At 61.8% G+C, this 22,043-nt stretch carries 18 protein-coding genes and 1 pseudogene; 8 read left to right on the forward strand and 11 right to left on the reverse strand.

Annotated elements, in window-relative coordinates; genetic code table 11:
- Positions 1-27: 27 nt before the first annotated feature.
- Positions 28-6,051, reverse strand: coding sequence for an alpha-2-macroglobulin (locus tag JHD67_RS14595; RefSeq protein ID WP_199099959.1), 6,024 nt, complete (start codon positions 6,049-6,051; stop codon positions 28-30).
- Positions 6,052-6,343: 292 nt separating this feature from the next.
- Complete coding sequence (locus JHD67_RS14600) at positions 6,344-10,429, reverse strand: autotransporter outer membrane beta-barrel domain-containing protein (protein WP_199099960.1); 4,086 nt, start codon at positions 10,427-10,429, stop codon at positions 6,344-6,346.
- Positions 10,430-10,528: 99 nt separating this feature from the next.
- On the opposite strand from JHD67_RS14600, the gene JHD67_RS14605 reads away from it, so the two are divergent.
- The 4 genes from JHD67_RS14605 (at position 10,529) to JHD67_RS14620 (ending at position 12,500) form a co-directional block, all read left to right on the forward strand.
- Entirely contained in the window at positions 10,529-10,762 is a 234-nt protein-coding gene (locus tag JHD67_RS14605; RefSeq protein WP_199099961.1) for a hypothetical protein, read from the forward strand.
- A gap of 345 nt (positions 10,763-11,107) precedes the next feature.
- Positions 11,108-11,293, forward strand: a complete 186-nt coding sequence (locus JHD67_RS14610) for a hypothetical protein (protein WP_199099962.1) — start codon at positions 11,108-11,110, stop codon at positions 11,291-11,293.
- Between the two features lie 114 nt (positions 11,294-11,407).
- On the forward strand, positions 11,408-11,848 hold the full coding sequence (locus JHD67_RS14615; protein ID WP_199099963.1) for a glutaredoxin domain-containing protein: 441 nt from the start codon (positions 11,408-11,410) through the stop codon (positions 11,846-11,848).
- 91 nt (positions 11,849-11,939) lie between these two features.
- Positions 11,940-12,500 carry a hypothetical protein gene (locus tag JHD67_RS14620; RefSeq protein WP_199099964.1) on the forward strand — a complete coding sequence of 187 codons (561 nt, stop codon included), beginning with the start codon at positions 11,940-11,942 and terminating at the stop codon, positions 12,498-12,500.
- 10 nt (positions 12,501-12,510) lie between these two features.
- On the opposite strand, the gene JHD67_RS14625 is transcribed toward JHD67_RS14620, so the two are convergent.
- Both JHD67_RS14625 and JHD67_RS14630 read right to left on the reverse strand, forming a co-directional pair.
- Entirely contained in the window at positions 12,511-13,917 is a 1,407-nt protein-coding gene (locus JHD67_RS14625) for an Hsp70 family protein (protein WP_199099965.1), read from the reverse strand.
- Between the two features lie 178 nt (positions 13,918-14,095).
- The gene (locus JHD67_RS14630) at positions 14,096-14,806 is read right to left on the reverse strand and encodes an rRNA pseudouridine synthase (protein ID WP_199099966.1); all 711 of its coding nucleotides are present in this window, start codon (positions 14,804-14,806) and stop codon (positions 14,096-14,098) included.
- Positions 14,807-14,897: 91 nt separating this feature from the next.
- Between JHD67_RS14630 and JHD67_RS14635 the strand changes: the two are divergent.
- The 4 genes and pseudogenes from JHD67_RS14635 to JHD67_RS14650 form a co-directional block, all read left to right on the forward strand.
- Positions 14,898-15,227 (forward strand): annotated as a pseudogene (locus JHD67_RS14635) (IS30 family transposase); the annotation flags it as partial.
- A gap of 47 nt (positions 15,228-15,274) precedes the next feature.
- Complete coding sequence (locus tag JHD67_RS14640) at positions 15,275-15,649, forward strand: hypothetical protein (RefSeq protein WP_199099967.1); 375 nt, start codon at positions 15,275-15,277, stop codon at positions 15,647-15,649.
- 81 nt (positions 15,650-15,730) lie between these two features.
- Positions 15,731-16,240: a hypothetical protein gene (locus JHD67_RS14645; RefSeq protein WP_199099968.1), complete on the forward strand. Its 510-nt coding sequence runs from the start codon at positions 15,731-15,733 to the stop codon at positions 16,238-16,240.
- A 101-nt stretch (positions 16,241-16,341) separates the two neighbouring features.
- Entirely contained in the window at positions 16,342-16,731 is a 390-nt protein-coding gene (locus tag JHD67_RS14650; protein ID WP_199099969.1) for a hypothetical protein, read from the forward strand.
- An 845-nt stretch (positions 16,732-17,576) separates the two neighbouring features.
- Here JHD67_RS14650 and JHD67_RS14655 read toward each other — a convergent pair.
- The 7 genes from JHD67_RS14655 to JHD67_RS14690 all read right to left on the reverse strand — a co-directional run.
- Complete coding sequence (locus JHD67_RS14655; RefSeq protein ID WP_199099970.1) at positions 17,577-17,840, reverse strand: hypothetical protein; 264 nt, start codon at positions 17,838-17,840, stop codon at positions 17,577-17,579.
- A 71-nt stretch (positions 17,841-17,911) separates the two neighbouring features.
- Positions 17,912-18,118, reverse strand: a complete 207-nt coding sequence (locus JHD67_RS14660) for an MbcA/ParS/Xre antitoxin family protein (protein WP_199099971.1) — start codon at positions 18,116-18,118, stop codon at positions 17,912-17,914.
- Positions 18,115-18,672: a hypothetical protein gene (locus JHD67_RS14665; protein WP_343214377.1), complete on the reverse strand. Its 558-nt coding sequence runs from the start codon at positions 18,670-18,672 to the stop codon at positions 18,115-18,117. The genes JHD67_RS14660 and JHD67_RS14665 overlap by 4 nt, the downstream gene beginning before the upstream one ends.
- Positions 18,621-19,322, reverse strand: coding sequence for an RHS repeat-associated core domain-containing protein (locus tag JHD67_RS14670; RefSeq protein WP_199099973.1), 702 nt, complete (start codon positions 19,320-19,322; stop codon positions 18,621-18,623). Before JHD67_RS14670 ends, JHD67_RS14665 begins: the two co-directional genes overlap by 52 nt.
- A gap of 61 nt (positions 19,323-19,383) precedes the next feature.
- The gene (locus JHD67_RS14675) at positions 19,384-19,923 is read right to left on the reverse strand and encodes a hypothetical protein (RefSeq protein ID WP_199099974.1); all 540 of its coding nucleotides are present in this window, start codon (positions 19,921-19,923) and stop codon (positions 19,384-19,386) included.
- A gap of 756 nt (positions 19,924-20,679) precedes the next feature.
- Entirely contained in the window at positions 20,680-21,045 is a 366-nt protein-coding gene (locus tag JHD67_RS14685) for a hypothetical protein (protein WP_199099976.1), read from the reverse strand.
- Between the two features lie 2 nt (positions 21,046-21,047).
- On the reverse strand, positions 21,048-22,043 hold a 996-nt coding region (locus JHD67_RS14690; protein ID WP_199099977.1), incomplete at its 5' end, for an RHS repeat-associated core domain-containing protein.

A 22,043-nucleotide genomic window follows, 5' to 3' on the forward strand; every position in this document is an offset into this window, starting at 1 on the left:
GCGCCCCCGCGGGGGCGCGCGCGGCGGTCAGGGTTGGCGTACCACGGTGAGCGTGCGGCCACCGGCCGTGCGCGCCTGCACCGTGCGGTCGTACAACGATTCACCGTAGGCCGGGGGCACGATGAACTTGCCGGCGTTGGTGGCCTTGATGCGATAGACGAACTCGCCCACGTCCGGCAGCGCCGTGCCGTAGAGCACTACGCGATCCTCGCGCACGTCGGCGTATTCCAGGCGCCAGCTGGCGTTGCCCACGCCAATCGGCGAACGCCATGCGCTGGCCTTTACCGTGCTGTCGCCACCGGCGTCTTCGGCCGGTTGATCGTTCTGTTGCCCGTCGGTTACGGCCGGCGGTGGCTGGATCACCGGTTCGAAACCGCCCGGCAGCAGATCCACGATGGCCACGTTGCCCACGCCGTCGCTGCCGGTGGCGCGGATCTTCACGTGCACGTCGATCTCCTGACCGATGGTCACCTGGTCAATCGGCTTGCCGCTGGTGTCGGTGTAATCGCGGGTGATTTCCAGCCCTTCCTTGATGGCCTTGGCCGCCACGTCGCGGTCGTAGCCACCCTGGCTCACCATGCGCCACGCCGGCAGCGCGCTGCCATTGGTAAAGCGCAGGCGATTGACCGACGCGTCCCAGCTCGCCGCCTGCAACAGGTTGCCCTGCAGCGCGGAGATCGCCTTGACGCTGCCGTCGGCATGCACTTCGTCGATACGCAGCTTGTCCACTTCGCCGCCGGCCTGGCCGGCATAGGCGTCCAGCGCCAGCATGGTCATGGACGAGGAAAGCGTGTTGTACCAGCCACGCGCCATCGGCTCGGTGATGTTTTCCATCACGCGCGGCGACAGTGCCTTGGCTCGCTCGGGGAAGTGTTTGCTGAGCAGGTACAGCGTGGTGGCGTCACGGATCAGCGGGTCGTAGTAATAGCCGTAGCTGTAGCGCTTGTCCCCGCTGCTGCGCTCCAGCAGCTTCTGCGGCCCGGCGATCAGCTGCGCGGCCGGTTTGTCTTGCTTGAGCAACTGGTAGGACGCGGCCAGCCACGCGGCGGCAAGGTCGTTCTTCCATTCCTGCGGATAGGCTTCGTCCAGGCGCTTCTGTACGGCGGCCAGATCGTTGGTGGTGACGTTGCCCTGGCGCGTCAGCAGATACACCGCATAGGCGCGCTGACGCAGCATGTCCAGTCCATCCAGGCTGTTGTCGGCGGCCAGCTGGCGCAGGTAGGCATTGCCGGCGTCGAACATGTCGCGCGGCACGCTTACGCCACGGTCGCGCGCTTCCAGCATGAAGTGCATGGCATAGGTGGATACGAACGGATTGGCATCCGGCGTGGCCGACCACAAGCCGAAGCCGCCCTGCGCGTTCTGGCGTGCGTGCAGGATGTCCAGGAACTGCGCGAGGGCTTCGTCGTTGCTGATCGCCTTGCCTTCCAGCTTGGGTTGCAGCGCGTCGGCGAACACCTTCACCTGCGGCCACTTGGACATCACCAGGCGCGGCATGGCCGAGCTGATGATCTGCTCGCTGCAGTAATGCTGGAAGTTCACCAGGTACATGGTGAGTCCACCGGACAACACCACCGGGATGTTGGAGATGGCCGCGTCACGCGAGGCGTACTCGGTGTACAGGCGCCGCAGGTCCGCTTGATCGAGCTTGCTGTTGGCATCCACGCGGCCCACGTCGACCTGGGTGCGGTAGGCCGAAGCGGGGCGCACCGACACATCCACGCTCTGCCGCGCGGACTTGTCGCCGTAGCCGGCATTGAAGGTGAGGTTGCCCGAGCCGAGCTGGTCGGTGGCCTTCACGCGGAAGTTCACCACGCCCTCCTTCATCTCGCCCAGATTCACGCTCTGCGTTGCGCCACCCATCACCTGCAATTGCGGCCCGGTTTTCAGCGTTACGGACACCGGTACCTGCTTGCCGCCCAGCCCGGTGAGGTTGTTGGCCACGCCTACGCTCACGTCCACCTCATCGCCGGGGGCGAGCGTGGTGGGAACGTTGGGTGAGAGCACGAAATCACCACGCACGGTGGTGGCACCCTCGAAGGTGCCGATGCGTTCGGGCGACACCGATACCGCCATCACGCGCAGCTTGCCGTTGAAGTAATCGGGCACCTGGTAGCGAAGTTCGGTGTCGCCATTCACCTCGACGATACCCGACCAGAACGCCACCGGCTTGTCGCGTTTGCGCTTGAACGGATTGAGCTGGCGGCCAATCGCGCCATCCGCATCGCCGCCCGGCGCGGCCATCGCCATCAGTTTTTCGAAGTCTGGCAGGATCAGGTCGAGGATCTGCGAGGTGCCCACTTCCAGCATGCGCTTGCGGAAGAAGAACTTCAGCGGGTCGCCCAGCTTGTAGCGCGCCACCTGCAGGATGCCCTCGTCCACCGCGAACACCACCGCCCGGGTGGGCTGCGGCGCGTGCAGCTTGAAGGTGACCGTTTCGCCGGGCTTTACCAGCGTGGGCGACTCTACCGTGATGGCATTGCGGCGCGCGTCCAGGTTCACCGAGAACGGCACCACGCCGTAGCTCAGCGGGCTCATGAAGATCTCATCCGAGGATGGATCGCGGATGTACTGCACGTTGATATAGCCGTTGCCTTCAAAGTCGGCAGGCACGGTGATGTGTTGCACCGAGCTGGTGGTATCGGCATGGAACCAGGCGTGCGCGTACACCTTGTCGCGCTCGATGGTGATGAGGCCGCTGCCCGCATAAGGCGCGCGTATGGCGATATCCACCGCTTCGCCCGGCGCGTAATCCTGCTTGCTGAGGTTGAGTTGCAGTTCGGCGTTGCGATCCAGCGCGCGCGATACATTGGCCGCGCCGGCCACCGAGTACTCCACGCGGTTGACCTCCACGCCGTCGCCGGCGCGCAGCACCACCAGGGCGTAGTTACCCGGCTTGTCGGTGGGCAGCTTGTAATCGAGGCCCGCGGCGGGAAGCGTCAGCGGCTGTTCGCTCAAGGTGATTTCCTTGAGCTTGGACTGGTACTTGTAGACGCCGGAATCCTGCTTGGTCAGCACCGAGATGTAGCGTCGCTCGATCAGTCGCGCCTTGAGCTCTTTCAGCGCCATCGCCTTGGCGGTGTGGTCAATGGCCACCAGGTGCACGCTGCGTGGCGTATCGCGGTTGATGTAGTCGAGGTTGTCCACTGCCTTGTAACCCACCAGCCAGTCATTGCTGGACACCAGCGTCTGCGCGGCGGCAGCCACGCTGCGGCCGCCTTCGGGCTCATACGCTTTGGCCAGGAAGTACAGCTGGTAGGTGGCGTTGGTGTACTTCTTCAGGTCCAGGTCGAACTCGACGTGGCCCTTGTCGTCGGTCTTGCCGTCCTGCAGCGGTTCTTCGTAGCCCTCCTTGGCACGGCGGGTGTCGTAGAAGTGATAATCCGGCCAGCTGCGGAACGCCGGCCATGCGGGACGCAAGGTAAGCGAGGCTTCCACGCGGCGGTTGGCCGCCGGCGTGCCGAACAGGTTCATGACATCGACGATGCCCTTGACCTCATCCGGCTTCACCCAGCCTTCCTGCACCTGGCCGGCGAGTTTGGCCTCCACCTTCATGCGGTCGGGCAGGAACTCCTTCACCTGCACGGTGGTGCTGCCGATCTGCGCGCCGGCCTTACCGTCCTTGACGATGTAGAGGTTTACCGTCCAGGTGCCGGTGGGCGCGGTTTCGGCGGGCGCGTATTCCAGTTCGCCGAAGCCGGAGTTGTCCATGGACATCGGCTGCTGTTTCACCGTCATGCCGCGCGGGTCGACGATCTCTGCCTGCAGCGGAATACCGGTCACGCTGTGCGTCCAACTGGCGGCGCGCACGATCAGGCCCACATGGAACGTGTCGCCCGGGCGGTAGATGCCGCGATCGGAGAACAGGTAGGCGGAGAGCTGGCCCTCGTTCTGCGCGTTGCGCTCGCCGCCCACGTCGAAGCGTGAGAAATCCAGGCGACGGTCGTAGCTGCCGATGGGCAGGAACGATAGGTCGTCCGCCTTCTTCACCACGTAAAGCGTCGGTTGCTTCTCGCGCTCCAGACCCTTGAAGCTGGGGAAATGCACCACGCCGTCGGCACTGGTGGTTTCGCTGTAGAGCGTCTGGCCGTTCACCGCGAGTACGGCGACGTTGGCGCCAGCCACCGGCTGGCCGCTGCGAATGGATTGCACGAACACATCCTGGCTGCCGTCCAGCGCGCGCTTGACCAGCATGCCCAGGTCGGTGACCACGATGAGGCGGGTATCGGTGGGCACGGCGGAGCCGTCGTCCGAACTCTGTTCGGCCATGTCGCCCTGATCGCCTTGGCCCTCATCGCCGCTGGCCTCGCCATCGTCATTGCGTGGCGCAGCCTGTGGCTGGTTCTCTGCGGCCTTGCGGGCCTCCTCTCGTTTTTTCTCCGCCGCGGCGTCGTAGCTGGACAGATGCAGCAGGAACACGCCGCGCTTGCCGTCCTTCAGATACTGCCCCAGGTCCACGCCTTCGTAATGGGCCTTGGCCGGGTCCCCCTTGGGGAAGCTGCGCTTCTGTTCGAAGCGCTCCACGATGTGATCTTCGCTGAAGGCATAGCTCAATTCGGGACGCGCATACGTGCCCTGGTTGAAGCTCACCAGGTGCTGCAATTGATCCGGCAGCACGCGACCGATTTCCATGCGCATGCCCGGCAGGTTGCGTGACACCACCGAGATGCGTTTGCTGCCCGACAGCGACAGCAGCGAACCATCGGCCATAAAGCGCAGCAGCTTGGGATAGTCGGGCACCGTGACCACGGTCGCATACGGCTTGCCGAGGATGTAGCCGCCGAAGGACTTCAAGCCCTTGTCCATGTGCACGTAGATGCGTTGGCCGGGCGCGGCCTGGAACTTGAAGCTCTGCACCGCTTCAAAATCGTTCTCGGTGGGCACCAGCTCCAGCTTGAGCGGCTGCGCCTGGCGCAATTGCGCCTCGCCCACTTCGGACACGTTCCAGTCGTAAGGCGCCTCGTCGTCGTTCTGTGGCTCACCCGCCTTGCGCGCGGGCAGCACCCAGGCCTTGATCAGGCCGGCCACGTCGCTGTCGCGCACGGCGCCGCCCACGCTTACCACCAGCACTTGCTCGGGCTCGTACTTCTCGTTGTCCACCAGGGTGGGCGTCATGCTGTCGATGGCGAGGCTGTAGAGGCCCGGCACGCGCACGGCGCCGTTGAGCTCGGCGGCGGTGCCGTCGCCACCGCGTGCACTGCGCACGCCCTTGCCTATCTGGTAGCGCACGCTGCCTTCGTCGCGAGGCAGGGCCAGCGGCTGGGAGTGGATCCACGCGTGCAGCTTGGGCGGATCGTAGGTGACGGTGTACTTGAGCGCGGTATCGCTGGCGCCGCGCTGGGCGAGGCCGACCTGGATGCGCTTTTCGAATTCGGCGCTATCCACCGGGTAGTTGAAGGTGACCGGCTGGATGGTCTTCTTGGCGGTGGCGTCCTGCGGGTCCTGGTAGAACTCGCCGTCGCCCAGCTTGGCCTCGAAGGCCGGTGTATCGAAGCTCACGTGATCGTCCGCCATCAATACATGTGCGGCGAAGGCCTTGGGCACGTCAAAGCGCACGTCGTAATGGCGGCCCACCGGCCAATCCTCGGCGGGCACGAAACGCAGCGTGTGGTCATCCACCCAGGTCCACTGACCCTTGGCGTCGGGGCGCATCACGATGCCGGTGGTGACGGGCTTGCCGACCTGCTCGATCGGCGCCGCCGAACCACTGAAGTTCACCGTGAGCGGATGGATGGTGATGGGCTGTTGCGTGTAGTCGGTGATGGCCGGGGCATCCACCGTCATGGCAATGCGCGTGGGCTCCACCGGCTTGGGCCGGTTCTGGTACCACTCCCAGCCGAACCAGCCACCCACGGCCAGCGCCACGGCGCCGACCAGCGTGCCAGCGGCCTGCAAGGGGCGGCGCTTGATCCAGCCGCCGGTGGCAGGCATCCAGGCCGGGGCCGACCACTGAAGCTGGCCGACGAGGGGGCGCAGGAGTAAACCGATGCCGGCGAACAAACCACGCACGAGGCGCCACGGCAGCAGTACCAGAAATCGCAACAGATCCATGATGCTTTCCTGAAGCTTGAACGTTGGGCGCGGCGTCATTGCCGCGCGAAAGGGGGCCAGCCGGATGCGTCAAAACCTCCGCCTCTTGCGAAGCGGAGCCGGCGTTAATCCATATCCCCATGGATAGCCTGCGCGTGTTCCATGGTGAAGCACGGCCGGAATTCTGGCACGGCGCGGGCGAGCGAATGGCCGCGCGTGCCTGGTTCCGGCGCACCGGGAGCACGCAAGCGGCCGTTAGCGTACACAACTTTTGTGTCCGCTTCGGTCCGTGCGGCGCCCGGCCGCGTGTGAGTTACCAGTGGAAGCGCACGCCCAGGTTGCCGTTGAACGCTTTCACGCCGTCGCCGAAACCCTTCTGATAACTCACCGTGGCGTAGATGGCCGCGTTCGTACCGAGCTGCGCATTCAAGCCACCACCCAGTTCCCACCAGGTGCCGGTGAGGTCCGAGCGGAACGGCACCCAGCCATCGGCCGATGAAAACGCCGTTTTGGGGTCCGCGTTGAACTCATGCCAGATATTGGCGACCAGCCAACCGGTGTACTGCTGATGGGCATCGTTGCCTTGCCAGTGGTTGGCAAGGCGACTGCCGATGCGCGCGCTGAGCGAGTCGGCGTGACTGAAGCGCACCTGCGCGGAGCTATCGGATGCATTGTCCAGGTGCAGGCTCTGGTAGATCGCCTGCGCCTGCGGTTCCAGCGACCAGCCGCTGGCGAACGCGAACGGATAGCCGCCTTCCAGCGACGCGGTGGCCCCGAAACCATCCGTGGACAGATTCTGCTGTTCGTTGGAGCGGGCCTTGGCGCTGTACCAGGTACCTTGCAGCACGCCATCGAGGTAGGCATCGCTGGCGTTGAAGCGGGTCCAATAGGCGCCCAGCGAATAAGCGTCAAAGCTATCGTTGCCGGCTACCGTGTTGTCGAAGTTATCCACACCGCCGTGCCCGTGGCCCACCGAACCCAGCAGGCCGGCGAAGTCGCGCGTGCCGTTGCTTTGCTCGCTGCGGTACAGATCCATACCCGCCTGCAAGGCGAGCAAGTAGGTATCGAACGAAGGCCCGTCGCGATAGATGCCGCCGTTGCGCGCATCCCATTCGCCATCTTGGCCGAGCACGCGCGCCCAGGCCTGGCTGGCGCCCCAGCCCTCATCGCCGATCAGTCCGCGCGTGCTTTCCTGTGCACCTTCGCGCTCATGCAACGTGCCCACCAAGGTGGAGCCATAGCGCAGCACCATCGACGGCAGGGCGGTATAGAGCGATACCTCGGCGCGGTAGTCCGGAACCACCGGCGGCAGTGGCGTCACCGGCGGATTGCCGGTGCCGGGCGGTGTGGTCGGCGGTGTGGTGGGGGGCGTCGTCGTGGGCGGCGTCGTAGGCTGCTCCACGCCTACCGGCGGGTCGGGATTTTCGCTGCGCAGGTACCACGACGGTGGCGAGCTGCTGTCACGCGATCCCTGGAACAGTGAATAGAGATAGGGGCCAGCCTCCAGGCGATTGCCCAGGGTGAACGCTCCCGTCGCCGTGCTCGCGCCGTTGCTGGCCTGAACCACCAGAATGCCGTTGCCATGGGTGACCGCGCCCAGGCCGCCCACGTTGGTAACGTTGAGCGTGGTCTGTCCGCTGGCGCTGCCGCCATTGATCACCAGGCGGTCGGACGGCGAACCATCGCCGGCCAATACCGTATTGAGCGCGATGCGCGCGTTCTGTCCCACATAGCTGCCCGTAACCAGCGTGTTTCCCACACCGTTGCCGCCCAGCTGCACCAAGCCGGCATTGGTCAGGGTGCCGCCGATGGTGAAGCTGCCCAGCGCAGCGCTGGCGAACACCGGCAGCGCGTTGGCCACGGCCACCGTGCCCAGGTTGTTCACATTCCCCGCCGCGCTGCCATAACCGCCGAAGCTGGCGTTGGCGGCCACGTTTACCGAGCCGCCGCCGTTGAGTGCCGCGCTGGTGTGGCTTGCATCGCCCACCGCCAAGGTGCCCGCGTTCACCGAGGTGATGCCGCTATAGGTATTCACCGCATCGAGAACCACCACGCCGCTGCCGTTCTGCGTTACAGCGCCGATGGGGTCCGGCGTGGTTTGCGTCCAGTCGCTGATTACGCCGTTGAAGGTCACCGTGTCGGAGCGGTTGAAGATCAGCAAACCGCCATTCTGCACATCACCCACGATGCTGCCGCTGGCGCCGCCATTGCCAAGCTGCAAAGCGCCCCCCGCAACCACGGTACCGCCGCTATAGGTGTTGGCGCCGGTGAGGATGGTGGTTCCGCCGCCCAGCTGCTTTACGCTGCCGTTCCCGCTGACGATGCCGGCGAAGGTCACCGTATCGGCGCGATCGAATATCAATCGCCCGCTGTTGCTCACGTCGCCGGTAAGGCTGCCGCTGGTGCCCCCATTGCCGAGCTGCAACATGCCGGCGCTGATCGTGGTGCCGCCGCTGTACGTGTTGCTACCCGTAAGCACGGTGCTACCGCTGCCTCGCTGGGTGACGCTGCCCGTACCGCTGATGACACCCGCGAAAGTGTTGGCATCCGAACGATCGAACACCAGCGCGGCGTTGTTGCTGACATCGCCGACGATGCTGCCGGTCGTTCCGCCATTGCCGAGCTGCAACATGCCGGCGCTGATCGTGGTGCCGCCGCTGTACGTGTTGCTACCCGTAAGCACGGTGCTACCGCTGCCTTGCTGGGTGACGCTGCCCGTACCGCTGATGACACCCGCGAAAGTGTTGGCATCCGAACGATCGAACACCAGCGCGGCGTTGTTGCTGACATCGCCGACGATGCTGCCGGCCGTTCCGCCATTGCCCAGCTGCAATGTGCCGGCGCTGATGGTGGTGCCGCCGCTGTAGGTCTGGTTGTTGGTGAGCGTGAACGTGCCCGCGCCCGTCTTGGTCAGCCCGCCGTTGCCGCTGATGACACCCGCGAACGTGGTTGAGCTGCCCAGGCCGCCGGTGCTCAGGTTGCCGCTGCCCAGCCGTACGTTGCCCGCACCCGCCAGGCTGCCGATGGTCTGGTTGGCACTGCCCAGGTCGAGCGTGGCGCCGCTGGCCACCGAGTAGGCACTGGCACTGGAGAACACGTTGGCGGCACCCGCCTGGAGTGTGCCGCTGGTGACCGTGGTGGCGCCGCTGTAGGTACCGGCGCCGGTAAGCGTCAACGTGCCGATGCCCCGCTGGGTGAGCGATCCGGTGCCCTGGATGCCGGCCGCAATCGACACGTTGCCCGGCACCGCGAAGTTCAGGGCACCATTGTTGTTGATCAGGCCGCCGATGGTGAGCGGTGACGTGGTGAAGGTGGTCGCGGAGGTAGCGTCGATGTTCACGTTGACCAGCGCATAGCTGGGGGCGGTGAAGGTGACGCTGGCGCCATTTTGCGCCGTCACTGTCTGCCAGTTGAGAATGGCGTTGGCGAATCCGCTGGAATTGAAGCCATCGAACACCAGCGCGTTGTTGCTGCCGCCGACCCCGGCATCGATGGAGCCGGTCGTGCTGGAGCCAGCCTTGAGCACCACCGTGTTATTGGATTGCACGGCGCCGAAAAGAATCGCGCCGCGCCCACCGCTGAGGCTGCCCGCATTGATCACCGTGATGCCGTTGGCGTTTGTACCGTTGCCGTAAAAACCGTAGGCGTTGTCGCTGGTGACGCTGGCGCCGGCCTCGTTGGTGAAGGTGCCCGGCCCCGCCATCTCCACGCCGTTGCCAGCGATGGCGATGACGCTGCCGGTGCCGAAAGTAGCGTATGCGCCGTGCGCTGCCACCGTGCCAAAGTTGTCGATGGTGCTTGGCATGACGCTTTCGGAGCGAATCCCGGCCGATGAGGAGCGATTGCTGGTGCCGGAGATACTGCCCGAGGTCTGGATGTTGCCGCGGTTGATCAGCGTGTTGCCGCTGGTCTTGTTGTACGTGCGGGCGAACAAGCCCACCGAATTGTTGCCGGTGGTGGTGATGCTGCCATCGTTCTCCAGCGTATTGGCGTAGCCTGCGGTGGTGCTGGTGGAGTTGCCCGGATCGCCCGCCCAGATGCCATAGGCATTGATGAAGCTGGTGGTGATGCTGCCGCTGTTGGTGACTTTGCTGTTGTTGTTTACCTGCACCGCCGCGCCGGAGGTGGACACGCTGGCGCCGAGCTGGATGTTCACCACCGCGCCGCTGCTGGGTATCAACAAGGTGCCCGAACCCGAGGCGATGGCATTGATGCTGCTGGTGAAGGGATTGGGCGCGGTGGTGTCGCAAATCACCGTCTTGCCGTCGCTCTGCAAAACGCAGTTGGCGGCCGCCAGCCCGGGCAGGGCCGCCATCAAGCAGGTGAGCAAGAGTGTGGTGCGGGGCTGAAACGGACGTGCTTCACGAGGGTTGAAGTTACGGCGAGCGCTGATGCTCATATGACACCTATCCTGCGGCATCGAACCATAGTGAAACCCCATAGGCGACCCATCCCCCTGCTGCCCAATAGCATTCGGAAAGTCATGCGTATGTGATGCTTGCCGCGTAAATTCTTGCTGATCGTGGGGTTCGTGCCCGGTGCCCAGGCCAACATCCACCAACGCACCAAGGCGGGCGCCGTCGCATACCAGGAAACGCCCTGGGAAGGCCCCAACGTGCAACGCACGCACATCGAAGATCGGGACTCCGATCACTTCGTTGGCTGTTTCGTCAGCACCAATAGCCGTTACCACCAGTACGACGAAGTGCGCGCCAGCGGCGCGGGCAATTAACAGCTTATCGATGAGCGCAATCCGCTCGCGGCCGGCGCTATGGCCGTAGCACAGCCCATCACGGCGGCCAGCCTTTACGGCATCTACAACGGTGTCCATGCAGATGGCCGAACCATCTTTCTTTTGCACCGTGGCGGCGGTGTTTCGCAGTCGGTCACCTGTCCTTCGTACTGATGTACGTCGTTGGCCTTTGAATACCCCATACTTCTGCATCGCCCGGCCATCCAAATGGCTGGGTTGACGGAGTGGAGCATGTAAATGTGTTGACACACCGTTGAAGATTGGTGCAACAATCGCCGACGTCCACCCGGACATTCCACAAGTACTGACAAAAGGATGAGGTTCATGATGAAGCTCAAATATCTTGCGGCTTGTGCTTTTGCTTTTGGATTGGGTTTGACGACGTTTGCATCGATGGCCAGCTCCATCACCCTGCCGAGTTCGCAATGCATCGCCCAATGCGAACACCGTACCTGCCCGCAGGGTTGCAGCCTGCAGCAATACTTGGCCTGCCAGTTCGAATGCAATTGATGTGATCGTCGTTCCACGGGGCCCGATACGGCGCCCCGTGGAACCTTGCGCGTATCGCGCGTCGGCTCATTGGCCATGTCAGCACGCCACGTCAGTGGCGGCATAGGAGCTGCGATGAAACTCAAAGGGATTGCGGTTATTGCGCTGTTTCTCGCGGTCGGATCGCTTTCTGGAACCCTGCTTGGGCCACGACTGGGCGCATGGCTTCACCCCGCCGATGCGCCGAAACCGCCGGTAGAGGCCGGCGACTTCGCCTCTTACGTACAGTCCGCCGGGACACCGGTGGTGATGTTCTCGCTATCCACCTGTCCCTATTGCAAGGCGGCGCGCGAATACTTCGCTGCCAACAGCATCCCCTATACCGACTACGTGATCGACCAGTCACCGGACGCGCGCCGCATGTTCGATCAGCTCAAGGAAAAAGGTTTGCCCGTCATCATCACTCGCCATCACCTGATTCGCGGCTTCTATGCCGCGGGTGTATCCGCCCAACTCAGCCAGGATGGCGTCGTGGTGGCACCGAAAACCGTCGCCATGGCGGAGCACGCGCGCTGAGGCAAGTGATTGGCCAGTTCGCGCCCCATGCGGTGGCGCGCGAGAAAACTAACCACCTTGGGGGTCGTTCGCGATGCGTTTAGGAATGCTGGTGGGAACCGCTGTGGCCATGCTGGCCTTGCAAGGTTGTGCGGAGACCACCCCGAACCTCGGCAAGAGCGGCCAACCATCGCAGACATCGGTTCAATGGTTCAATCCGGATGGTAGCCCGCGCTTTGTGGCCTACGTGGCCTGCACCAGTGAAGACGAGAGCTGTTCAACGGCGAACAAGGCCTTTTCCGAATGGGCGGACGATCGCCACGTCGAGCTGCGCTTGATTGAATCGGACGATGCCGTGTTCCGAAGCGGCACTCCCTCGTCAGGCAAGGCCAAGACCATGCCGTACCGCGTCGTCATTCGATTCGTTCCGCTGGTGGTGCCGAGCTTCAGTCCGTTCAGTGGCGGCTCGCATGTGGTGGGGCGCTACACGCCGCCCAAGGTCGGCTACAGGGCAACGACCTACGTATTCGACTCCGCCACCGGGTCACTCTTGCAGGAGACGCCCGCCCACAAGGAAGTCGCCGCAAATCCGGATGATCACGCTAATCGCTATATCCAGTCCGAAGTCGACGACTTTCTCACGTCGCTGGATCCGGCATACAGCCGAAAGTAGCGATGCCGGGTCAGGCGCTCGCGTGCAGCGTGGCTTCACTCGCGGCTACCGCCAGCCCCGACACGACGCCCAGCGAAGGGTCGCCATGCACCAGCGGAATCTCGGGGAAGCATGCGGCCACCCGCGCCTTTACCTGCGGCGAGCGGGAGGTACCGCCGGTAAGGAAGACGCTGGCCGGCAGCGCGGGAAGGTCGCTGCGCACCGTGGCAAGGGTGCGCTCCAGCTGGGTGAGAAACGGCTCGATGGCGGTGTCGAGATCGTCGCGGCTGGCGTCCACGGCGAGGCCGCGCTCAATGAAATCCAGTTCCGCACGATAGCTCGCTGAAGCGCTCAACTTGATCTTCGTGCGCTCGGCGGCCTGATTGAGGCGCGTGGTGGCACCCAGCTCCTGCAGGGCACGCAGGCGCGCACCGTAAGGCGCGGCCACCAGGCGATAGTTTTGTTTGCGGAACTCGCGTTGCTTGGGCAAGTTGTGCACGCTGGCCGCTTCCACAAACTGGTGCTGCGGCACGCGCACGATGTCCTTGCCCATCAGTGGCATAAAACTATGCAGGCTCACGCCCACGTCGAGGTCCGTACCGCCCTTGGGCAAGCCCCAGTTGCGCGCGATCAGCGGTGATGTCACGCCGCCCAGTTCCGCATGGGTGACGTCGGTGGTGCCGCCGCCAATATCGACGATCAGCGCGTGTTGCCGGTTCGCGAGGCTCTTGTGGTAATGCATCGCGGCGGCAGCCGGTTCTTCCAGAAAGCGTACTTCGTCGAAGCCGGCGGCGGCGGCCGCTTCACGCAGAATCTCAATGGCCTGCTCCGAACCGGCGGCCCCCATGGAGCTGCGAAACTCCACCGGGCGGCCAATCACCGCGCCGCGCACCGGTTCGCTGAACTGGCGGCTTGCGGTAAGGCGTATGTGTTCCAGGATGTGCGTGGCGATATGCACGATTACCTTGCGCACCTGCGGGTCCAGTCGATAGCCGAACATCGACTTGGGCGACTCGATCAGGTTGCCGCCACCGCTCTCCAGATAACCTTCCACCGCGTCCTCGCCGAACAATGCGTGCTGGAAGCTGGCGACGGACGACGTGGCGGCGCGCGCTTGTTCTTCCATCCACTGGCGGCGCACCACGCGCAGCGCATCGCGGCGCAGTTCTTCCTCCGTGCGCGTCACCGGCGCCTGGCCGCGAGCGGTAGCCGCGGCAGCCTGCTGGCGTAGATCGTTTCGCGCGGAGCGGATGTGCGTTTCCAACTGCGCTTCCAGCTCGGGCGTGAGTTCGAAGTCGTTCGGGTCGGGCACCAGTTCCGGAAAGTACACTGCCGTGCGGAACTGCTCGGCTTCGCCGAAACGAACCAGGGTAAGTTCGCCATCCCTGATGGCGGCGGCGGCGGAGTAGCTGGTGCCGAAGTCGATGCCGATGTGCATAAAGAGGCCACGCGCGGAAGGGCAATCGCCCATTATCTCAGGTCTGCGCGTGGCTTGCCCGATGGCGCCGGCAGGAGCCCGGGCGGCTCTTCGGGCCGTAGGAGGTATTTGCTGCGGTGACCGCGCCGCTCCCCAGCCGGTGAAGGGTGGGTACCACCCAGCCGTGGTGTTCAGGCCGTCAGAACCGATCCGTGCTCGCCAGATAGCGCCATTGGCCCGGCTGCAATCGGGACATGGGAATGCGGCCGACGCGGATGCGCTTGATGGCGAGCACCTGCAGCCCGACCGCGTTGCACATGCGCTCGACCTTGTCAGGGGCAATGCGCTTCAAGGCAAAGCGCAGGTGCGTTTCGTTCTGCCAACTCACCTTGATCGGCGGCAGCGCGTAATTATCAAAGCGAAGCCCGTGATTGAGCAGGGCCAGGCCGTTCGGCGCCAACTTGCCCACCACTTCGACCACAAGCTCCTGCTCGATGCGGTCGAAATCCTCGTCCAGGCGCCGCTTTACCCGCCAGTCCTGGGTAAACACCAACAGGCCGCTGGCCTTGTCGGGCAGCGGCAGCGGCGATTCCAGCCGAGCGAAGTGGCGCTTCAGCAAACGCACGCCGGAGGCATCGTCGGCGTCATGGCTCTCCGCCCGGATCAGCGCGCGCGCCTCATCTATCGTGGCGCCCGCAGGCTTGTGCAGCACCAGGGTGGCGGGCTCCGCGGGTTCGAGCTTGGCCTGCGGATCGATCTCAATGTGCTGTTCCAGCACCTTGAACTGAGGCTCCTCCACGGTGACGCCATCCACACGTACCCAGCCCCCCTCGATATACATTTCCGCTTCACGCCGCGAGCACTGGGTCAGTGCAGCGACACGTTTGGCGAGGCGTTCGGGTTCGGTCATCGATATAGCCAGGAAGCGAGATGCGCCATTGTACGCGCTGCCATCCCTGCCTTGCGCGCAGAGCCGGGATAGCCAAACGGCGACCTACCAGCTGATCAAGCACGCACGCAAACTTCCTCAGGAACTGTATCGGTCGCTGACCTGGGATCGAGGGTCGGAGATGGCCCAACATCAGCGCTTCACACTGGCCACCGACATCACGGTTTACTTCTGCGATCCGTACAACCCATGACAGCGGGGTTCGAACGAGAACACCAACGGCCTTCTGCGGCAATATTTTCCCAAAGGCATGGATCTGTCTGGCCTCACCCAAGCGCAACTCAACGCCGTGGCAAGGCGCTTGAATGGAAGGCCAAGAAAGACTCTAAACTTCGAAACACCGGCCGAACGATTTTATCAATTCGTTGCGACGACCGGCTGAAACCGCAACCCGGAGCGGACATTGCAGGTCAAAGGGAATTGGTACTTATGCACACACCACCATTGCTGGAAGATCCAACCTATCCGGGACGCACTGGCGGCTATGTCGCCCGCATTACTGGAAAGCTCATGCACGAGGCCGCCATTTCAGGCCAGCGGTCACTTTTTCTTCCAGACCCAAATGGTGCAGCTCCCCACATCATCTACCAGGGCGTAGACTCCTCCGGAGTGCCTGTGTACGAGGTGCCGCACCAGTTCTACCAGGCGCTTTACGGCCGCGTGCAAGGTATCCATAGCGCCGAACCCAATGCCCAATCAGGTCAGCGCTTGATCGACTATGCGGAGGGCTCATACATCTTTCGTTTTGAGGCAATCTCTGACCCGGTCGCAGGTATCGTTCTCTCAATCCTGCACACTGGGTAAGGTCCGCATCCGACCCGTATCGGACACTGGCTCGGTCGGGTCATGTTTGTGGCATAGACAATATTGGCGCTAGGAGGCGCGATGGCAACTGCCGTTACGAGGCAACTGGTCGGGCTGACTCTGGCTTTTATAGCCGCCGTTGCGAGCTTGGTTGCGTTTGCAGCGGAGCCATCACCCATTAGCAAATATTTTCCCGTCTGCATGACACCGATCTCCGGCGTGACCTATGTAGTTCACGTCGGCATTGATGCAGCCGAGGGCCAGTTCCTTGGCCATGGTGGTGTCGTGGACTACATGATCAGCCACAACCCGCATTTGCCTGAAAGCATGGGACGTGTCGTACGTCAGGGGCGACTAACAGAAGACCTTCAACTGCTTGCAGAGTCGGATGGGCCATTGCAAATAGATATCTACGGAAAACCTATTGGTTATGGAGTTGAGAGGCTCTATGGACTTGCCTACGAGAACACGGATACACCAATAGGTCCGGTCCAAACGAAGATTTTTGTACAACTGTGGACCAAGGGCCATGGGCAAAATGCGCGTTTGCTGAAGAAGGTTGCCGACTCGCTTTCTAGGTGCCCTAGATGACTAGGTCTGCGTGAGCCCGGAGGGCCACCGATATCCGCCTTCGACCCGAAGCGGACACTTTTCTTATGGGGATTCGAGTTCTTTGGACGGATGGGGCGCGAATGAATTTTGCGAATCGGTCGGCTAATACTCTCCTGGGGTATGCTCTCTTGATGAGCGCTTGGCCGCTTCCGAGTGCCGGATTTCAAGCGCATTCGGAGCAGGCTGCCCCTTCTCCCGGCGGTGCCTACCGGATTTCGCCGAGTGAACTAAGTGCTGTTGAAGGCAAAGCTGCTTTAGGCGATGTGCCATCGATTAACCGGCTCGCCGACTACTACATGCTTTATGTAGGGGACGAGGCAAAGGGAGTCTCCTGGCTGGAACGTCTCGGTGATACAGGCGATCAGGAGGCTAGGTCTGCCGTTTTGCGGTATTTCCGGCAGCATCCGTCCGCCGAGACGGCCGCGCATCTGGACGAATTGAGAAGGCGCTGGAAGACTCCTCAGGGGTGAAATCGGAACTGTCCGCTTCCGACTGCAATTTCAACCGGTCAACGCAACGCCCCGACACTGTGTCAGCAGAAGGTGCGTTGCGCCGGCATCCAGGTTCAGATTCATCGCTCGCTGGCCAACAGGCTGGAAGTACCTTAAATCCACGGGTAATCCGACCTATTGGCACAGCAGGATCGTTAGAGAGGCTGCCAAGAATGAGTAGAGTATTGATATTCCACGAAAAACGATTTCATTAAAGTGTTGCGTTGACCGGTTGAATCCGCAACCCAAAGCAGACGCGCGGATACAGCCGCGCCTCCACAGTGGTGCCATGGCCGCGCTAGAAATTAGAGGGGCGCAAACCAAGTTACTCTTTATTAATATACCAATTGGTATAGTTATTCCATGTCGTGAGACATCAGTCCCATCGCTTAGGCAGGCCTCCCCTCCTTCCCTAAGCAGCATGAGAGATGGATGACCCAAAGCCCGCAGGTTCCCCTTGCGGGCTTTCTCTTTGCCAGAGGCCCAGCGTGGTTGTCCGGTCTCCGCCCAAGACAGACACGGCAGTGTTTCGGACCCATCGCTAATGGTGGAACGCGACTTTTTTTCTGCGGTCAGCCGACTAGTCGGACCCATTGTGGGCTGCGCGAAATCGAGTGGTACTTCCCACCGAATTTCGTGTCCAGAACGACCCGGCCACCTCTAGTTATTCGTGGCACTGACCTGAGGGGAGTCGACACGATCACGTGGCCCAACGGGCCACGTCGCGATGCACGGATGATGCAGCGGTAATGCAACGATAGTGCACGGAAGACGCATCGTGATGCATGGATGCGGCAAACATGATGCAGCGATGAGGCAACCGGTCAGTGTGATGCCGGCGCGTAAGCGGCTTTGAGCAACATGCCGTAGAGCAAGCGGACTCGCGTTGTCACTGCGCGGTTGCCGGCCGTGACGGCATCGATTTCATCACGCAGCTGGGACATCACCAGTTCCAGGTCAGCCAGGCGTTGCGCATCAGGCTGGCTGCGGGAGGCCTCTTTCCGGATATCCGCCGAGAGCTTGCCACGGCAATGGAAGAGGATTTCCCGGGCGCTCGACATTTCAGCATCGTCGGTGGCGTAGCTCATCAACCTTCCTCCTGGTGCGTGACATCGGTAGCGCCGTTCATTTTGCTACCGATGTCACGTGCTCTCGGTGCTCACCCGACGAAGCCGGATTCGATGGAGTGAAGGTAACCGATCACAGCGTCGGCGCGGCCTCCGGCAATCAGCTGCAGCGGTGTCTTGCCGTCAAACGTGGCGAGTGGCTGGCTCAGCCACTCGACCGCCCTGTCTCGATCACCGGAGATCGACTCGGCAATTGATATGACCTGATCGGGATCCGGGGTGGACCTTTGAGACGTCATGCTGAGTTGCACAGAGAGAGCAACTGCTTTTTCGTAAAGATCTCTTTTTCCCAGAAAGAAAAATCCTCATCTTTTACCTGGGAAAGATCGAGTAGAGCGGCACCTTTATTGCCTAGCTTCAAGTAGGCGTGTGCGCGAAGAAAATAGAGCGTCTCCAAGTAGTAGTCGTCCCCGGACTCCTCACACAAGGCAATTCCTCGGGTGTAGTCGCCAATGGCGTCGTTATGCCTCGCCAAAATCGACCTGTATCGACCGCGATTGAAATACATGACAGGCTCATTGGACGAAATTTCGATCGCTTGAGTTAGGTCGGCTATCGCATCCTGGTAGTTACCGATCCTTGCATGAACATACGATAGGAGAGACCAGGTCGCCGCCTCGCCGGGGTGCGTCTCTGTCAGCTCCACCGCCTCCCGTACTGCCATCGGATCATCGGCGCGTGCTTTTTCCTTGATCTTTTCAATTGCTTTTTCTAGCTGCATGACAGCACCTTTTTGCAGATTTAATTCACGCGATTTCCGCCGCACCGCTGGCTCACCAAGCCCTTTGCGCACTGCATAATATTTCGATATCCGCCCGTCACGCCTCTAGGCGTGTCTGGTTGGGAGATGAGTTTTTCGCACATATTGATGGCGTCTTCCCCCTCTTTGTCACAGTCGCTGTTATTGCCTGAGCACCTTTGCATGAGCTGCGGCGTAGCCGGTTCATCAGCGCAGGAATCAGCTGTGGAGCGTGGAATGACGCACCCCGCGATAACGCATGTCGCAGCCGTCAATGGGTTGGAACCGCAGTAAGCAGCTACTCCGGTCAGGACATTCGTAGGGCTGGGAATGCGTACGCGCGGCCCGGCAACTGGGTCGGTGATGGGCATAGGACGCACTCCAGGACTCATCGGCCCGGTCGGAGCAGTTCCTGGAATCGCAAATGCCCCTTGCTGCCCGTTGGTGGCCTGCTGACCATCAGGATCGAAGTACAGCAGCGGATTGTTCAAGCCGTAGACGTAAAGCCCAAGGCCGCCACTGATGCCCGAAGGATCAGGCTGCGGGAAGCGTCCTGTCGCTGCCTCGAAGGAGCGGGCGCCATTGTCAGCAAGGCCGCTTTCCACATCGTAGTACTGGCCGGGTAACCACACCCTTGACTCACCCGTGCGCCGACGGCAATGGCTTCCCTTGCTGCGACGCGGTTTGGCGAGCGCAGCGAGCATGAGGCGACGGTGTGTGCCGGCTAAAAATTCCTTGAGACGGTTTCGCGGGCACCCGTGCTTGTTAGCGTGGCATCGCCGAGTTCAACCGAAGCTTGTGACACGCAACCAGCAGTCGCCCGAGAAGCACGTCAACCACTATATGTAACGCTAGCGTAGCCTCGTAGGTGTTGGAGCTCTCAATCGCATGGGTGACCCGTACAAGATCTACGCCGACTTGGTGGAACCAAGACCGATAGCTGTCGAGAGTGGCATCGTGACGCGGTTCTTGGGTATCCAGCAGTCCGAGGCAAAAGGCCGGGAGTGCGTGAAGCATCTCCCCTGGCGAGGTTTCGAATGACCAGGAAAAGTGCAGAAGCCAGCGGCTTAGTCCGCCTTGGGCGGCCGAGTCAAGCTCCTGAAGCAACGATGCATCTAACTCCAGATCTTCCGTGAAGTCCGCAAAGTCAGAGGCATTAGCCAGTCGAGATCCGGACTCCAGCGACAGACCGAGTGATTTTGCGTTGTCCAACCTTCGCAAAAACGAAAGGCGCTGGTCCTCTGGCAGTGCCTGGAATTCTTCAGAGTCCATGAAGGCCGCAGGTAGTTCGATCCTCTCACTCATTGTTATTTCCTCAGAAGCCTGGTGCATTGAGATTGGCTGCTCTTTCCCACTCGTCAAGTTCAGATGGTGCAGGCTTGCAATAGAGAAGCACCCGCCTGATCGCGTCCCGCAATCGAGATTGAAGCTGCAAAATTGAGGTCAGATGATTGGGATCTCGCCCCCTGGTGCCCCCCGTCTGGAACTGGGGTATGCGCTTGGTCATTAACTTCCAATACGCGCTCTGTGCTTCGGCCTTCGCTTTGGCGCACCGATCGTCGTTGCCCGGACAATTATTCTCCGCAGGTGGATAAGGTTGGTCGCATGCGCTAGTCGGGCTTGAATAAAGCATTGCTCCAATACCGCCCAATACGCGCAAGCAGAGGCCTCCAATTGCGGGGCCTTCTATTGGCAGGGGCTCATTCGCCGGAGGGCCGAAATCCGGTACTCCTCCTGCAGGCGGTGCTGGGGAAGGATAAAACGGCTGCGGACCAGGTGCTGGCTGAGCCTGAAGTCCATCCGGATCGAAGTAAAGCAGCGGACTGTTCAACCCGTAGACGTACAGCCCAGGGCCACCATTGGTGCCTGACGGATCGGGCTGCGGGAAGCGCCCCGTCGCGGCCTCGAAGGAGCGGGCGCCATTGTCAGCAAGGCCGCTCTCGGCGTCGTAGTACTGGCCGGGAAGCCGTAAGTTGGTGACGCATACAAGGCTGCCCGTCAGCGATCCATTGCTAGGTCGCTTGGTCAACAGTCAGAAAGCCAAAAGATGCTACGAGGCAATCAGCCCTGGTCGCCACCTTGCCGGACATTCAACGTCACCGCATTGGCGGTGATTTGCACACATGGCATGCCCGAGGTAAGCGAAACCAAGACATCGAACTTCTTGGAATATTCAATTGTGGGCGAAGGTCTTGGTGAAACTGCCGGCACAGATAGCTGCTGGATCTCCGAGTAGGTCACCGGGCCGGAGCCAAATCCTGGATCTTGAAGTCCATCCTCTCCGATGATTTCAGATCTATTCGGGGCCCATTCTTCGTAAACCGAGTCGTCACCACGGTACTTAACACCAACGACGAGCGATGCCCCTGGTGCGGAATCCGCTTCTACTAGTGCTTGGACGAACAACTGGATTGTCTTGGAATCCATGATTAGGTGCCCCTCTTATACGGAAATATGCGCTCCTCGCCACGTGCATTCACAGCGTGGAAGTGTGGGCAATTGTGGTGCTCTGGGTGGCTATCGCCAAGTTGATCCGGGTGGCCGTCAGGGTGATTCATCACCTTGGCCTTTGATCCTGGGTCGTAGTAACCATAGTTCGATCCACCATTTTGTTTCACGTAGGTGTAGTTGGCCCCACCTCTGCCGCGATATTGACTCCAGGGGATTGGGACACCCTCGTCACCAATACCCATGCCTGCCCATGCAAGCGCCTTGGTGTAGGCCTCAAACCTCGAATCAGGGCCGCACTGGTCGTCGTCATCACACTGCTTTCTTAAAGCGCTATCAACTCCGACGGCCGTTGCAATCCCCGCACCGATGGCTGTCGCCGTACCCGCGCTGATACCGGCCCCTGTTCTTCCGCCTATCGCCTCCACACAGGCGGCTGCGCCGTAGCGCGCGCAATATGAGTCAACTGTGCTTTCTTGCAATCCGAGCGGATCGACATAGCTCAATGGGTTTCCACCCACATAGGCATACAGGCTCGGTCCCGCAGCAAGGCCCGTCGGATCAGGTTGGTCGTATCCGCCGATGGCAGATTCGTAGTATCGATTGACGTTGTAATTCAGTCCGCTCTCGGCGTCGTTATATTGGCCGGGAAAGCGCAGGTTGAAGACGTATCCCGTCACCGACGTCGGTTGCTGCTCCCCAAAGGGATTTCCCTGATACGGCCACTGCCAAATCACGCTACTCGATTGATTCGTGATCGCTCGTGGCGTACCTAGATGATCTGCGGTGATGTAGTTGATTTCCGCCTGACTTGAAGCGCCAGCCCCGTCGGGTGGCGCGGTATAACTTCCCTGCACGCTGACGTTGGCATAGCCGGGCGACTCGCCGACAAGGGCCAGGTAGTAGATTCCCGCCAGCGGCCTAGCTACCGTAACCGACTCACTGTTGCCGACATGCTTGGAGACGAAGTCGTAGAT

Source organism: Dyella sp. ASV21 (genome assembly GCF_016428975.1).
Taxonomy (GTDB): Bacteria; Pseudomonadota; Gammaproteobacteria; order Xanthomonadales; family Rhodanobacteraceae; genus Dyella.